Source organism: Alistipes sp. An116 (assembly GCF_002161005.1).
Taxonomy (GTDB): Bacteria; Bacteroidota; Bacteroidia; order Bacteroidales; family Rikenellaceae; genus Alistipes; species Alistipes megaguti.
Window position 1 is genome coordinate 121108 of sequence record NZ_NFLR01000007.1, and the last position, 13385, is coordinate 134492.

A 13385-nucleotide genomic window follows, 5' to 3' on the forward strand; every position below is an offset into this window, starting at 1 on the left:
GCGAAGCGGAACGAGGCGAGGAAAAGAGCGTGGAGGGGGGGGGAAAAAAAAAAAAAGCTAAAATGGAGAGCCGGGAAGCCCAACGGGTCGGACAAACCGGGGAATGGTCACGTTGGAAAACCGGAGGGGACGTTGGAGCCCCACTCTCAGAGCCTCTTGTAGTGACAATAGAGCAACGAGCCGTCGTCGTCGTGCAGGTGCATGCCCCCGCCCTGGCAGTAGCGGAACACCGCACAGTCGGCACACTCGCCGCGCCGCGCCCACTCGCGATTGCGGAACGGTTCGAAACGATGCTCCCAAACCTCCCAGAAGCGGTCGCGATAGATGTTCCCCTGATGGAAGTTGGCCCGGATCGACGTACAGCCCGAAATGGCGCCGTCGACACGGATCGATGCCACCGTAACACCGGCCGCACATTCGTAGAAGTGGTCGCGAACCTCGGCCTCATAGCCTCCCAGAAAGCCCTCGCAGGCGTAACTGGCATCGATACGCCCTTCGCGACGCGTCTGCCGGATGAACTCCAGCAGGGCGCGGAACTGTGCATCGGTCATCCGCAGCGTGGGGTCCTCCTTGGCCCGACCCATCGGAAAAATCGAGAAGAGCCGCCAATGCTCGACCCCCTCGGCGATAAGCATCTCGCGAAAGGGCTCCAGCTGCGGAATCAAGGCCCCCGTCACACAGGTCACCACATCGTACGACAACGAAGGTTCGCGCACGATCAGTCGGATGGCGTTCAACGCCCGTTCGTAACTCAGGGGATTTTGACGGATGTAATTGTGCTCGCGCTCAAAACCGTCGAGACTCACCGAAACGGACCTCAGTCCGGCATCCAACAGCGAGCGGAAGCGTCGCGGGGTCAGGGCCATGCCGTTGGTGACCATTCCCCAGGGGTATCCGCGGCGGGTCACCTCCTGTCCGGCCCGTTCGAGATCCTCGCGCACGAGGACCTCGCCGCCCGAAAAGATGATGAGCACCTCCGAAGGGTCGACATGGGGCGTGATCTCCTCGTCGAGAACCCGCAAGAAGTCCTCGAGCGGCATATCGGCCACGCCGGGATCCACGCGGCAATCGCTGCCGCAATGACGGCACGCCAGATTGCACCGCAGCGTACACTCCCAAAAAAGCGTATCGAGACGGTGTTCGGCAACCTTCGCATCGTGAAGATCCGCAAAGATATTCAGGGCCAAGCGTTTGCGCAGCCCCACGCGACGATTTCTCATAACAGCTTTCCTCCCTTTTCCGGGCCGGGGAGACAGATCTTCACGTCTACGTTCACCTCGGACAGATTCGGACACGCTCCATGACCGGCCACAGATTCCGCCCACGGTCACCCCGGACTCCTCCGCAACCGGCCCGCGCTTCATCCACAACCGATTCTCCGCCCCCCCCCGGATTCCGCCCACGGTCACCCCAGGCTCCTCCACAACCGGCCGCACTTCATCCACAGCCGATTCTCCGGCCCCCGGATTCCACCCACGGCCGGCGGCTACTTGCCGGCTGGAGCCTCCTCCTCCGTGACGGGCTGCTCGGCAACCGGCGGCAGTGAATCGGGACGCTCACGCTCCAACCGTTCCATGCGCTTGATCCGCGCACTGTCCGACAGGGGCGGACGCACACCGTACATCAACACGATACGCGGCGGCACCTCCGCGTGTTTCAATGCGGCCGTGTCGGCCGGCTGCGAGGCCGGTTGCTGCGGCTCCGCAGGCTTCTGCTGCGGCGCCTGACGAACCGTCGAACAGGCCGTCGAGAAGCCCAACAACGCCGCCAATGCCAGTTTCCACTTTCTGTTCTTCATACTCCGAACCATTGGATTCTTTTCACAAAGATAGAAAAATTTTCCCCGGAACAAAAAAACCGGGCAAAAAGTTTTGAATCTCAAGCTTTTTTGTTTTACTTTGTCTTAATTTTATTACTATTAATACTATTTTCTATGACAGGCAAAGTAAAATGGTTCGATAGCAAGAAAGGCTACGGATTCATTACGACGGAGAACGGCAAGGAGATCTTCGTGCATTTCTCGGGCATCGTAAAGGAGGGTTTCAAATCCCTGAACGAAGGTCAGAAAGTTGAGTTCGAAATCGGCAACGGCGCCAAGGGCGAACAGGCCATCAACGTAACCGTGGTCGAGTAAAGCATACCCCCACCGGCCGTGTCGGCAACTCTCTCCGCCGAAACGGCCGACACTCGCGGGACGTCCTCCAATCGGACGTCCTTTTTTTTTGCCCGAATGAAAAAATAATCGTATTTTTGGGCGGCTGAAAGAATTATTAAGGATTTTTCAAAATCATAAAACCAATTAACCATGAAAGAAGCTATCGCAATTCTCACCGGTGGAGGTCCCGCTCCCGGCATGAACACCGTCGTCGGCAGCGTCGCCAAGACCTTCCTGCGCAAGGGTTACCGTGTCATCGGTCTCCACGAAGGTTACACCGGCCTGTTCAACCCCTCGCCCCGCACGGTCGACATCGACTACCCGATGGCCGACGGCATCTTCAACCAGGGCGGTTCGTTCCTGCAGATGAGCCGTTTCAAACCCACCGATGCCGATTTCGAAAACAACTTCAACCTCAAGTTCTTCACCGACAACAACATCAAACTGCTTGTAACGGTCGGTGGCGATGACACCGCTTCGACGGCCAACCGCATCGCCAAGTTCCTCGAGGCCAAGAAGTACCCCATCGCCAACATCCACGTTCCGAAGACCATCGACAACGACCTCCCGCTGCCGAAGGGTACCCCGACGTTCGGTTACGAGTCGGCCAAGGACAAGGGCGCCGTCATCGCCCGTGCCGTCTACGTCGACGCCCGCACCAGCGGCAACTGGTTCGTACTGGCTGCCATGGGCCGCTCGGCCGGCCACCTGGCATTCGGTATCGGCGAGGCCTGCCACTACCCGATGATCGTCATCCCCGAGATGTTCGACAAGACCGAAATCACCGTCGAGAAGATCGTCAACCTCGTCATCTCGTCGATCATCAAGCGTAAGATCATGGGCATGGACTACGGTGCCGCCGTCATCTCCGAGGGTGTCTTCCACGCCCTGTCGGACGAGGAGATCCGCAAGAGCGGCGTTCACTTCACCTACGACGAGCACGGACACCCCGAGCTGGGCAAGGTTTCGAAGGCCCACATCTTCAACGAGATGATCGAGAAGAAGCTCAAGGAGCTCGGCATCAAGGTCAAGAGCCGTCCCGTGGAGCTCGGCTACGAGATCCGCTGCCAGACCCCGATTGCCTACGACCTGACCTACTGCTCGGAGCTGGGCATCGGCGTGCACAAGCTCTTCTCCGAGGGCAAGACCGGCTGCATGGTCTATGTCGACTCGGAGGGCAACGTTTCGCCGCTCTACCTGAAGGATCTGCAGGATCCCGCCACGGGCAAGATTCCACCCCGTCTGGTCGACATCAAGTCGGACCGCTTCACGTCGGTGGTCGAGAATATCCTCAACGCCATCACGCCGGCCGACTACGAAGCCGCTAAGAAATATGTGGCCAATCCCGAGGAGTACGACTTCCACAAGATCCTGAACTGGAAATAGGAGTCTCACAACCCGCCATACGGATCCCGGAGCCTTTCGCAGGCCCCGGGATTTTTTTTGAGGAGGGGGGGGGAGGAGGAGGACAGGCAGCGGGAAGAAAGGCCGGAACGGCAGGGAGTTGGGCTGAGGACCGGCCGCAGGGGCAGGATGCGAGGAGGCGACGCCGGGCCGGTCGGCGACGCCAGGTCGGTCAGAAGAGTTCCGACGCCGGGCCGGTCAGTGACGCCGGGCCGGTCAGAAGAGTTCCGGCGCAGGGTTCAGCGGGTGAAAGGGGGCTGCAGGATGAAGATTGATCACCTCGCGGAGACGTGTCCGGGCCCTTTCAACGGTGTAGTATGTCCCGCCTTCGGGCAAACCGTCGTACCAGGCCACGACGACCTGTGCATGGTCGACCAGGAAGTCGTTGCGCCGGGCATAACAGCCGCGGTGGTACTCCCCGGAAAGGAGCTCGATGCTGTCGGCCGCGGCCAGAATCCGCTCGTAGCGAAGGCGCTGGGCCGCCGGGAAGCGGGCCGCCTGATGGCGGAACGGAACGACGGCAACGAGCCGGACCTCCGCATGACGCTGCCGCAGGAGCAGAACCGCCTCGGCCGCCGCGAGGTCGAACCCGACGGCCATACCGCTCAGAAAAGTCCGGAAGCCACGTTCGTAAAGCGCCCCGAGAGTCGGGAGCAGCAGCTCGTGAGCTTCGTCACGATAGGTGCGATGGCCGGTGAAGGCGACACAGGTGCGCGGATTGAGGATCATACGATCAAAGATAGCGCTTTGGCCCGGAGTTTGCAAGAAAAACCGCTGAATTCAAAAACTTCAGCAACCATGAAAAACACAGGAATTGCCATCGTTTCGCTCGTGGGCGGGATGATCATCGGTTCGGCTCTGACAATGTTGTTCACGCCCCAGTCGGGGGCCGACCTACGCCGCAAGATCAAGAATTCGATCGACGACGAGATCGACCGCGTCAAGAACAAGCTCAGCGAGGTCGAGGAGCAGATCGAAGAGGCACGCTGCCGCTGCGAGGAGAATTAGCCCTCAAAAACCCGCACGATGGAGAGACACGCAACAGCCGAGGCACAAAACCGCGGCGACCGGGAGCGGCGGGAGCCCCGGCGGGAGCCCCGACGGGAGCCCCGACGGGAGTTCCGACGGGAGTTCCACACCCCGCCGCACCGGCCCCTCGGGCCATCCGAGAAGAAGACCGATTCGGACGACCCGAAGGAGCGTTCCACCCTTCGCAGAGAGCGGTCAGCCGGGCGTTTCGTAGTGGTCTTTCTGCTCTTCGGAACGCTGATCGGCATTGCCCTGCTGCTGTTGCTGACGGCGCTGGTGGTCTGGCTCTCGCAGGTCACCGGATCGTTCATCGTCGCCACGTTGATCCTCGGCGGCGCCTTTGCCCTGCTGGCTGCGGGACTCTACCTGCTCACGATCCGCGAGGCCGTGGAGCAGATCCGCGCCCGGGCCGAAACGGTCTACGAGGTGGCACGCCTGGCCCGCACGGGCTACGAATGGCTCTCCGAAAAGATCTCGATGCTGATCGGCATCTACAATCTGCTGCGAAAAGGCTGAGAAAACCCGGCAATCCGCCCCGCCCGGGAGCCGGCCGAAAACGACCGAAAACGAAAAGCCGGTGCCTTTGACAGGCACCGGCTTTTTTCATCAGGCAACCCGCAGGCTGCCGTTCGACTATTTGCCGAAGTAACGCTTGTAGAGTCCTTCGAAGCCCTTGCCGTGACGAGCCTCGTCCTTGGCCATCTCGTGAACCGTATCGTGCACGGCATCGAGGTTCTCCTGCTTGGCCAGACGAGCCAGACGCATCTTGTCCTCGCAGGCGCCGCACTCGGCCTCCATACGCTTCTCGAGGTTGGTCTTCGTATCCCAAACCACCTCACCGATCAGCTCGGCGAACTTCGAAGCGTGCTCGGCCTCTTCCCAGGCGTAGCGCTTGTAAGCCTCGGCGATCTCGGGATAGCCCTCGCGATCGGCCTGACGGCTCATGGCCAGATACATGCCCACCTCGGTGCACTCGCCCATGAAGTGGTTCTGCAGACCCTCCCAGAGCTCCTTGCTGGCGCCCTTGCCGTCACCGATCTTGTGCTCGGTTACGAACTCCATCTTCGAGTCCGACTCAACAACCTCTACGAACTTGTCCTTGCCTGCCTTGCACATCGGGCACTGCTCGGGTGCCTCGGGACCTTCGTGAATGTACCCGCATACGGTACAACGCCATTTCTTTGCCATAATCTTTTGTACTATTAAAAGGTGTGTTAATTGCTTTTTGTCTGTTTGCTATGCAAAGATAAGAAGAGATTTCGATTTTTGTATAAAAATTCGATTGTCTTTTCTGATCGCATGATAAGCGCAGCTTATACGGGGAGAGGTCAGCCCCGGCGGTCGATCACCTCCTCGATCTGCGCCACATCCACGGAATCCTTGACCAGCACCCGTTTGTTGCGGTCCAGAAGGTAGAGCGCCGGAATGGCGTGCAGGTCGTAGAGCAGTTCATTGCGGATCACGCATCCCTTGTCGTAGGCATTGATCCACGACGCGGGCATCTCATCGCGATAGGCGCGCCACTCCGAGAGATCCTCGTCGGGATAGATGGCCAGCACCTGAAGCCGGCCGTGTTCGATCATCTCCGTGAGCATCGGCGACGAAGAGATCGCTTCGCGGATTTCGCGGCACATGGCACACCCCGGATTGTTGATGAACAGCAGCACATACTCGGCATCCAGTCCGTAGAGCGTGCCGCTGCGTCCCGAAGCCAGCGTATAGCGGAAGTCGTTGGCCGGCTGACCGAGGCGGTTCTGCCGGGCGATCTGCAGATCATACTGCGGGGCGATGCGCTCGTACTCGTCGTACCACGGAGCGCGCAGCTGCGCCTCGAGCACCGGGATATAGAATTCGTCGTTGCGCAGCGGCGAGTTGGGGTCGTGCAGCACCACCTCGGCCATCTTCGAAAAGTAGTCGAGCATCCGCCGCGAGGTCGAGGCACGCCGCATGAGCGAATCCATCGGAGCGCCGTCCGTCGGGCGGCCGCCGAGCAGAACGACATAACGGGCATAGGCCTCAAAGAGCTGCGACGAGTCGACCCGGGTCAGGAAGAGCGTATCGGAGAAGTTGAAGCGGTCCCAGTAGTGCCAGCGGAGCCACTCCTGCTGTTCGGCCGCCGAAAGGCGCGAAGGCGGAATGGCCGGCAGGAAGACGGCCGGTTGCGGGGCCGCGGCATCGGAAGCGGGCGCCTTGCGGCGGCGTCCGCACGAGGTCATCACCACCAGCACGCACAACAGAAGGATCGAGAGTCGTTTCATTGTTTGTTTCAAGCGTTTTGGTCCTGAAGAACAAATATACGCATTTCCGGCGACAATTCCACAACCGAGGGCTCCAAAAGCCGCACCATGCGTTTTTTGCACGGTAGTTGCAACCCTTCGAGGCGACAAAACTCAAATCAAACCATTATGGATGTAAAGAAAACTACCACTTCCACGGGCTTCAAGCTGAGCGTCATGACCCTGGCGATCATGAACGTGACGGCCGTGGTGAGCCTTCGCGGGCTGCCGGCCGAGGCGGTCTACGGACCCTCGTCGGCCTTCTACTACCTCTTTGCCGCGATCGTCTTCCTGATCCCCACGGCAATGGTTGCCGCCGAGCTGGCCGCCATGTTCTCCGACAAGCAGGGAGGCGTCTTCCGCTGGGTGGGCGAGGCGTTCGGGGCCCGCACGGGCTTCCTGGCCATCTGGCTGCAGTGGATCGAATCGACGATCTGGTACCCCACGGTGCTCACCTTCGGCGCCGTGACCATCGCCTTCATCGGCACGAACGAGCCCCACGACATGTCGCTCGCCTCGAACAAGGTCTTCACCCTCTGCATGGTGATGGCCATCTACTGGATCGCCACCTTCATCGCCCTGAAAGGCCTCGACTGGGTGGGCAAGATCAGCAAATGGGGCGGCATGATCGGAACGATCATTCCGGCCGGACTGCTCATCGTCCTGGGCGTGGTCTACATCGCCTCCGGAGGCCACAACAACATGGACATGTCGCAGGGTTTCTTCCCCGACCTGTCGAAATTCGACAACCTGGTGCTGGCCAGCAGCATCTTCCTCTTCTACGCCGGCATGGAGATGATGGGCATCCACGTCATGGATGTCAAGAATCCGTCGAAGAACTATCCGCGGGCGATCATCATCGGCTCGCTCGCCACGGTGGCCATCTTCGTGCTGGGGACCTTCTCGCTGGGCTTCATCATCCCGGCCAAGGAGATCAGCCTCACGCAGTCGCTGCTCATCGGCTTCGACAACTACTTCAAGTATCTGCACCTGTCGTGGGCCGGTCCGATCATCGCCATTGCCCTGATGTTCGGCGTACTGGCCGGCGTGCTGACCTGGGTGGCCGGCCCCTCGAAGGGTATCTTCGCCGTCGGCAAGGCGGGCTACCTGCCCCCCTTCTTCCAGAAGACCAACCGCGCCGGCGTACAGCGCAACATCCTGCTCATCCAGGGCGCCATCGTCACGCTGCTGGCCCTTCTGTTCGTGGTGATGCCCTCCGTGCAGTCGTTCTACCAGATCCTCTCGCAGCTCACCGTGCTGCTCTACCTGATCATGTACATGCTGATGTTCTCGGCGGCCATCGTTCTGCGCTACAAGATGAAGCAGGCCCAGCGCCCCTTCCGCCTGGGCCGCAGCGGGAACGGCCTGATGTGGCTCATCGGACTGGTCGGCTTCTTCGGTTCGCTGCTGGCCTTCGTGCTGAGCTTCGTACCGCCCAGCCAGATCTCCACGGGCAGCAATACGGTGTGGTATTCGGTGCTGGTCATCGGCTGTCTGGTCGTCGTGGCCATTCCGTTCGTCATCTACGCAATGCGCAAACCTTCGTGGCGTGATCCGCAGGCCGCCGCCGAGTTCGCCCCCTTCCACTGGGAGCAGCCTGCCCCGAAGGCTTCCCCCGCTTCGGACAAGACTCCAACCGATAAAAACAACCGACAATAAACCATACGCACCATGATTCGTAAAATCGACAAAAAGACGGTCGGCGAGGTCCTCCGGGCGGCCTACGACCACTGCAAGAGCGAAACCAGCGGCAAGAATGCCGACTATATTCCCTTTCTGAAGAACGTGCCGTCGACGCTCTTCGGCATCGCAGCCACGCTGCCCGACGGCACGCTTCTGACGGTCGGCGACACCGACTACCGCTTCGGCATCGAATCCGTGTCGAAGGTCCCGACGGCACTGCTCGTCATGGAGCAGTACAGCGACCGCGAGGTGCTGCACAAGATCGGCGCCGACGCCACGGGACTCCCCTTCAACTCGATCATGGCCATCCTGCTCGAGAACGACCACCCCTCCACGCCGCTGGTCAACGCCGGAGCCATCGCAGCCTGTTCGATGGTCAAACCCGCAGGCGACAGCACGGGCAAGTGGCGCGCGATCGTCGACTTTCTCACGGCGCTGGCCGGATCGCCCGTCGAGGTGATCGACGAGCTCTACCGCTCCGAAAGCGACACCAACTTCAACAACCGCTCGATCGCCTGGCTGCTGAAGAACTACAACCGCATCTACGACCAACCCGAAATGGCGCTGGATCTCTACACGCGGCAGTGTTCGATCGGCGTGACGGCCGCACAACTGGCCACCGTGGCGGCGACGATTGCCAACGGCGGAGTCAATCCGCAGACGGGCAAACGGGTCTTCCGCGCCGAGCTGACGCCGCGCATCGTCTCGCTGATGGCCACCGTGGGCTTCTACGAACACACGGGCGACTGGCTCTTCCAGACGGGGCTTCCGGCCAAATCGGGGGTCGGCGGCGGCATCATGGGCGTCGTACCGGGCGTCATGGGTCTCGCCTCCTTCGCACCCCCGCTCGACTCGGCCGGCAACTCCGTCCGGGCGCAGAAGGCCCTGGCCTACATCGCCCGTGAACTGGACCTCAACCTCTTCGGCACCACCCGCTGCATGGTGACCACTCCGGCCTCGGCCGAGGTCTGACGCCGCTGCCGCAATCCGAAACGGGCCGGCAGGGGCTCGACGCCCCGGAATCCCCGGACGCGCCGCCTCTCTACCCCTCCACACAAACGAAAGAGCCGCAACCCTTCGCAGGGCTGCGGCTCTTCTTCGTATCGGCATCCGCCGCGGGAGGAGGGCTAAAGCGTCTCCGCCTCGACACCCTTGAACAGGGCGACATCCTCCGGCGTGGAGTTCATTACGTAAGTGTAGGCCTCGGTGATCTTGCCCTCGGCCAGTTTGGCGAAGATGCGGGCCGAAGCCTCGTACTCCGCCGCCTTGCCGGCCTGACGGGCCAGCAGGTAGCCGATGATGATGTGACCGGCCGTCTCGACCAGTCGGCGGGCATGGAAATCCTTGAAGCCATGGGCCTCCTTCTCGCCGGCCTCGACGTGAGCCACCATCTCCGTAAACTTCACCGTCAGAGCCTTGAGCCTGGCAACCACCGGAGCCATCGTCTCCGCATACTCCTCGGCGGCATAGCGGCCGATCTGCTCGACGAACGTACCCTTCGTCACGGCGTTGATCGCCGCCACGACCTGCAGCTGCGACGTACCCTCGTAGATGTTCATGATACGGGCGTCGCGGTACAGCCGCTCGCAGGGGTAATCCTTCATGAAGCCCGAACCGCCGTGGATCTGGATGGCGTCGTAGGCCAGCTGGTTGGCATACTCCGACGAGAAGAGCTTCACCAGCGGCGTGAAGCCGTCGGCCAGACGGTTGTAGAACTTCATCTCCTGGCGCTCTTCGGGCTCCAGCGAGCGCTCGTGCGAGATGTGCGAGTACTGCTTGTAGACCTCGACGAAGCGAGCCGTCTCATAGAGCAGCGCACGGGCACCCTGCAGCTTGGCCTTCATGTTCGAGAGCATCTCCGAAACGGCGGCGAACTCGATGATCGGTTTGCCGAACTGTGCACGCTCGTGGGCATACTTCAGCGCCTCGCGGTAAGCAGCCTCGCACAGACCCACCGACTGGGCTCCGATACCCAGACGCGCGGCATTCATCAGCGACATGACGTACTTGATCAGACCCATCTTCCGATCGCCGACCAGCTGGGCCGGAGCGTTCGTGAAGACCAGTTCGCACGTCGGCGAGCCCTTGATACCCAGCTTGTTCTCGATGCGGCGCACCTTCACGCCGCCGTCGCGCTTGTCATAGACGAGCATCGACAGACCGCGGGCGTCGGTCGTTCCCTCCTCCGTACGGGCCAGGACGAGCGAAACCTCGCCGTCGCCGTTCGTAATGAAACGCTTCACGCCGTTGAGCAGCCACGTCTGCCGCTCCTCCGACCAGGTGGCCTTCAGCATCACCGAACCCAGATCCGAACCGGCATCGGGCTCCGTGAGGTCCATGGCGCACGTCGCACCGGCTGAAACCCACTTCAGGTATTTCTCCTTCTGCTCCTCCGAGGCGAACTCGTTGAGCGTCTCGGCGCAGTCCTGCAGTCCCCAGATGTTCTCGAAGCTGGCATCGGCGCGGGCCACCATCTCGTTGGCCATGACGAAGCAGATCAGCGGGAAGTTCAGACCGTCGTACTTGCGCGGGAGAGTCATGCCGCTCAGTCCGGCATCAACCACGGCCTTCATGTTCTCGACCGTTCCCGAAGCATACTCCACGTGGTCGTTCACCACGCGCGGACCCTCGTGGTCGACACCCTCGGCATTGGGCGCGATGACGTCGCCGCACACCTGGCCGGCAATCTCCAGCACGCGACGGTAGTTGTCCATCGCATCGTCGAAATCCTGCGGCGCGTAGTCGTAGAGATCCTTCTCGGCGAAACCGCGCTCCTTCAGCTCCACGATCTTCCGCATCAGCGGGTGATCGAGCTGGAACTGCAAATCCTTGTTATCTGAAAAGAAATTAGCCATTACTTCGAGTTTTGCTTGTAGTATTTGATCATCTTGGGGATAATTTCGTTGACGTCGCCCGTGATGGCGTAGTCGGCGATCTTGTTGATCGGGGCATCGGGATCGGTGTTGATCGAGATGACCATCGACGACTGGTCCATACCGGCCGTGTGCTGGATCTGCCCCGAGATGCCGCAGGCGATGTAGAGTTTCGGACGCACCGTGACGCCGGTCTGGCCGACCTGACGCTCATGCTCCGTGAAACCGGCGTCGACCGCCGCACGGCTGGCACCCACCTCGGCACCCAGCACGTCGGCCAGATCGTAGACCAGTTTGAAATTCTCCTTCGAACCCATGCCGTAACCGCCGGCCACGATGATCGAAGCCCCCTTGATATCGATCTTGCGCTCCTCGATCTGACGGTCGATGATCTTCACCGCAAGGTCCGTATCCTTGATGAACCGGCGCCAGTCGATCGTCTTCACCTCGCCCTTGCCCGGCTGGGCGGCATACTCCTTGCGCATGACGCCCTCGCGGACGGTGGCCATCTGCGGACGGTGATCCGGGTTGACAATCGTGGCGATGATGTTGCCGCCGAAGGCCGGACGGATCTGGTACAACAGGTTGGTGTACTCCTTGCCGGTCTTGGCATCCTTGTGGTCACCGATAACGAGCTGCGTGCAGTCGGCCGTCAGACCGCTGTGCAGCGCCGACGAAACGCGCGGCGCAAAGTCGCGGCCCACGGGCGTGGCGCCGAACAGGGCAATCTGCGGCTTCTCCTGCTCGATCAGCCCGCGCATGACCGACGTATGGGGCAGCGTGCGGAAGGGCTCGAAGATCTCGTCGTCGGCCACCCACACCGTATCGGCTCCATATTTGGCCAGCTCCTTCTCCAGACCGGCCACGTTGTGACCCAGCACGACGGCTTCGAGCTTCACGCCCAGCGTCGAGGCCAGTTCGCGGCCCTTGGTCAGCAGTTCGAGACTCACATCGGCGACCTTGCCGCCCTCCATCTCGATATATACGAATACGTTGTTCATCTCTGTGCGCATTAACCGAGCGTGTGGCTCGCAATAAGTTCAACCATCAGTGAATTGATATCCTCGTCCGACGAGGTGAGGCGTTTGGCCTCCTTGGCGGCGAAGACCACGTTCTCGATCTTCTTGACCTTCGTCGGCGAGCCCTGCAGACCCAGCTGCGCGGGATCGGGGTTGACGTCGGCGGCAGCCCACTCGACGATCTGCAGATAGGGCTTCGCGGCGGCACGTTGTGCGGCGGGCGAATCGGGTGCTGCGGCGATCTCCGAACCGGCCAGCGCACCCTTGTACTTCATCACGCGCTTGGCGTTGCGCGGGCGGCACTCGGCAGCCGAAGCGTTGACCGTCACCACGGCCGGAATCGGGCACTCGACCGTCTCGACACCGTGCTCCAGACGGCGCTTGATCACCAGCGAGTGCTCCTTGACGTCGAGGATCTCCTCGGCGTAGGTCACCTGCGGCAGACCGAGCTTCTCGGCCACCTGGGGACCGACCTGGGCCGTATCGCCGTCGATAGCCTGACGTCCGGCGAAGATCACGTCGGGCTGAATCTTCTTCAGGGCACACGACAGGGCGTAGGAGGTTGCCAGCGTATCGGAGCCGGCGAACTCGCGGCCCGAAAGCAGGTAGCCGCCGTCGGCACCGCGGAACAGGGCATCACGGATGATGTCGGCGGCACGCTGGGGGCCCATCGTCAGAATGTGGACCGTCGATCCTTCGACGCGGTCCTTGAGCCGCAGAGCGGCCTCGAGGGCATTGAGGTCCTCGGGATTGAAAATGGCCGGGAGTGCCGCACGATTAACCGTACCTTCGGGGGTCATCGCGTCCTTGCCCACGTTGCGGGTATCGGGCACCTGTTTGGCCAGAACCAGAATTTTAAGGTTTTGCAACATATTGAATTTAAGTCGAATGTTTTTCTTGGTTGTTTCGTTCGCAACAGCGGAGAGAACATCGGATCGACGCGCGG

General features: G+C 61.1%; 14 protein-coding genes. 6 read left to right on the top strand and 8 right to left on the bottom strand.

Translation table 11 applies throughout. The features are described 5' to 3' along the window. Positions 1–146 precede the first annotated feature (146 nt). On the bottom strand, positions 147–1220 hold the full coding sequence (locus tag B5E60_RS06750) for a TIGR04133 family radical SAM/SPASM protein (protein WP_087310600.1): 1074 nt from the start codon (positions 1218–1220) through the stop codon (positions 147–149). 266 nt (positions 1221–1486) lie between these two features. Continuing rightward, positions 1487–1798 carry a hypothetical protein gene (locus B5E60_RS06755; RefSeq protein WP_087310602.1) on the bottom strand — a complete coding sequence of 104 codons (312 nt, stop codon included), beginning with the start codon at positions 1796–1798 and terminating at the stop codon, positions 1487–1489. Between the two features lie 135 nt (positions 1799–1933). Between B5E60_RS06755 and B5E60_RS06760 the strand changes: the two genes are divergently transcribed. Then, complete coding sequence (locus B5E60_RS06760; RefSeq protein ID WP_087310604.1) at positions 1934–2134, top strand: cold-shock protein; 201 nt, start codon at positions 1934–1936, stop codon at positions 2132–2134. 171 nt (positions 2135–2305) lie between these two features. Next, a complete protein-coding gene (locus tag B5E60_RS06765; RefSeq protein WP_087310606.1) occupies positions 2306–3541 on the top strand; it encodes a 6-phosphofructokinase in 1236 nt (411 codons plus the stop codon). A gap of 234 nt (positions 3542–3775) precedes the next feature. Here the strand turns inward: B5E60_RS06765 and B5E60_RS06770 are convergent, their stop codons facing one another. Next, entirely contained in the window at positions 3776–4288 is a 513-nt protein-coding gene (locus B5E60_RS06770; RefSeq protein ID WP_087310608.1) for an SLOG family protein, read from the bottom strand. Positions 4289–4357: 69 nt separating this feature from the next. On the opposite strand from B5E60_RS06770, the gene B5E60_RS06775 reads away from it, so the two are divergent. After that, positions 4358–4567, top strand: a complete 210-nt coding sequence (locus B5E60_RS06775; protein ID WP_087310610.1) for a YtxH domain-containing protein — start codon at positions 4358–4360, stop codon at positions 4565–4567. An 18-nt stretch (positions 4568–4585) separates the two neighbouring features. Next, positions 4586–5104 (top strand): hypothetical protein, encoded by a 519-nt coding sequence (locus tag B5E60_RS14200; RefSeq protein WP_239403253.1) that lies wholly within the window; start codon positions 4586–4588, stop codon positions 5102–5104. A gap of 117 nt (positions 5105–5221) precedes the next feature. On the opposite strand, the gene B5E60_RS06785 is transcribed toward B5E60_RS14200, so the two are convergent. Further along, positions 5222–5776 carry an NADH peroxidase gene (locus tag B5E60_RS06785; RefSeq protein WP_087310614.1) on the bottom strand — a complete coding sequence of 185 codons (555 nt, stop codon included), beginning with the start codon at positions 5774–5776 and terminating at the stop codon, positions 5222–5224. Between the two features lie 140 nt (positions 5777–5916). Continuing rightward, entirely contained in the window at positions 5917–6846 is a 930-nt protein-coding gene (locus tag B5E60_RS06790; RefSeq protein WP_087310616.1) for a DUF5106 domain-containing protein, read from the bottom strand. 147 nt (positions 6847–6993) lie between these two features. Here B5E60_RS06790 and gadC point away from each other — a divergent pair, with 147 nt between their 5' ends. Both gadC and glsA read left to right on the top strand, forming a co-directional pair. After that, positions 6994–8523 carry a putative glutamine/gamma-aminobutyrate antiporter GadC gene (gene gadC / locus B5E60_RS06795; protein ID WP_087310618.1) on the top strand — a complete coding sequence of 510 codons (1530 nt, stop codon included), beginning with the start codon at positions 6994–6996 and terminating at the stop codon, positions 8521–8523. A 12-nt stretch (positions 8524–8535) separates the two neighbouring features. Then, the gene (glsA, locus tag B5E60_RS06800; protein WP_087310620.1) at positions 8536–9519 is read left to right on the top strand and encodes a glutaminase A; all 984 of its coding nucleotides are present in this window, start codon (positions 8536–8538) and stop codon (positions 9517–9519) included. A gap of 155 nt (positions 9520–9674) precedes the next feature. Here the strand turns inward: glsA and B5E60_RS06805 are convergent, their stop codons facing one another. From B5E60_RS06805 to B5E60_RS06815, 3 genes are read right to left on the bottom strand one after another with little or no spacing between them, the layout of a single operon-like run. Beyond that, positions 9675–11402, bottom strand: a complete 1728-nt coding sequence (locus tag B5E60_RS06805; RefSeq protein ID WP_087310622.1) for an acyl-CoA dehydrogenase family protein — start codon at positions 11400–11402, stop codon at positions 9675–9677. After that, entirely contained in the window at positions 11402–12421 is a 1020-nt protein-coding gene (locus B5E60_RS06810) for an electron transfer flavoprotein subunit alpha/FixB family protein (protein ID WP_087310673.1), read from the bottom strand. Before B5E60_RS06810 ends, B5E60_RS06805 begins: the two co-directional genes overlap by 1 nt. A gap of 11 nt (positions 12422–12432) precedes the next feature. After that, positions 12433–13311: an electron transfer flavoprotein subunit beta/FixA family protein gene (locus B5E60_RS06815; RefSeq protein WP_087310624.1), complete on the bottom strand. Its 879-nt coding sequence runs from the start codon at positions 13309–13311 to the stop codon at positions 12433–12435. Positions 13312–13385 lie beyond the last annotated feature (74 nt).

Bases quoted from the DNA above. Each gene is read 5' to 3' on its own strand.
- B5E60_RS06760 (WP_087310604.1), top strand. From the start codon at position 1,934: ATGACAGGCAAAGTAAAATGGTTCGATAGCAAGAAAGGCTACGGATTC.
- B5E60_RS06815 (WP_087310624.1), bottom strand. From the start codon at position 13,311: ATGTTGCAAAACCTTAAAATTCTGGTTCTGGCCAAACAGGTGCCCGAT.
- glsA (WP_087310620.1), top strand. From the start codon at position 8,536: ATGATTCGTAAAATCGACAAAAAGACGGTCGGCGAGGTCCTCCGGGCG.
- B5E60_RS06790 (WP_087310616.1), bottom strand. From the start codon at position 6,846: ATGAAACGACTCTCGATCCTTCTGTTGTGCGTGCTGGTGGTGATGACC.
- gadC (WP_087310618.1), top strand. From the start codon at position 6,994: ATGGATGTAAAGAAAACTACCACTTCCACGGGCTTCAAGCTGAGCGTC.
- B5E60_RS06785 (WP_087310614.1), bottom strand. From the start codon at position 5,776: ATGGCAAAGAAATGGCGTTGTACCGTATGCGGGTACATTCACGAAGGT.
- B5E60_RS06765 (WP_087310606.1), top strand. From the start codon at position 2,306: ATGAAAGAAGCTATCGCAATTCTCACCGGTGGAGGTCCCGCTCCCGGC.
- B5E60_RS14200 (WP_239403253.1), top strand. From the start codon at position 4,586: ATGGAGAGACACGCAACAGCCGAGGCACAAAACCGCGGCGACCGGGAG.
- B5E60_RS06750 (WP_087310600.1), bottom strand. From the start codon at position 1,220: ATGAGAAATCGTCGCGTGGGGCTGCGCAAACGCTTGGCCCTGAATATC.
- B5E60_RS06810 (WP_087310673.1), bottom strand. From the start codon at position 12,421: ATGAACAACGTATTCGTATATATCGAGATGGAGGGCGGCAAGGTCGCC.
- B5E60_RS06805 (WP_087310622.1), bottom strand. From the start codon at position 11,402: ATGGCTAATTTCTTTTCAGATAACAAGGATTTGCAGTTCCAGCTCGAT.
- B5E60_RS06770 (WP_087310608.1), bottom strand. From the start codon at position 4,288: ATGATCCTCAATCCGCGCACCTGTGTCGCCTTCACCGGCCATCGCACC.
- B5E60_RS06775 (WP_087310610.1), top strand. From the start codon at position 4,358: ATGAAAAACACAGGAATTGCCATCGTTTCGCTCGTGGGCGGGATGATC.
- B5E60_RS06755 (WP_087310602.1), bottom strand. From the start codon at position 1,798: ATGAAGAACAGAAAGTGGAAACTGGCATTGGCGGCGTTGTTGGGCTTC.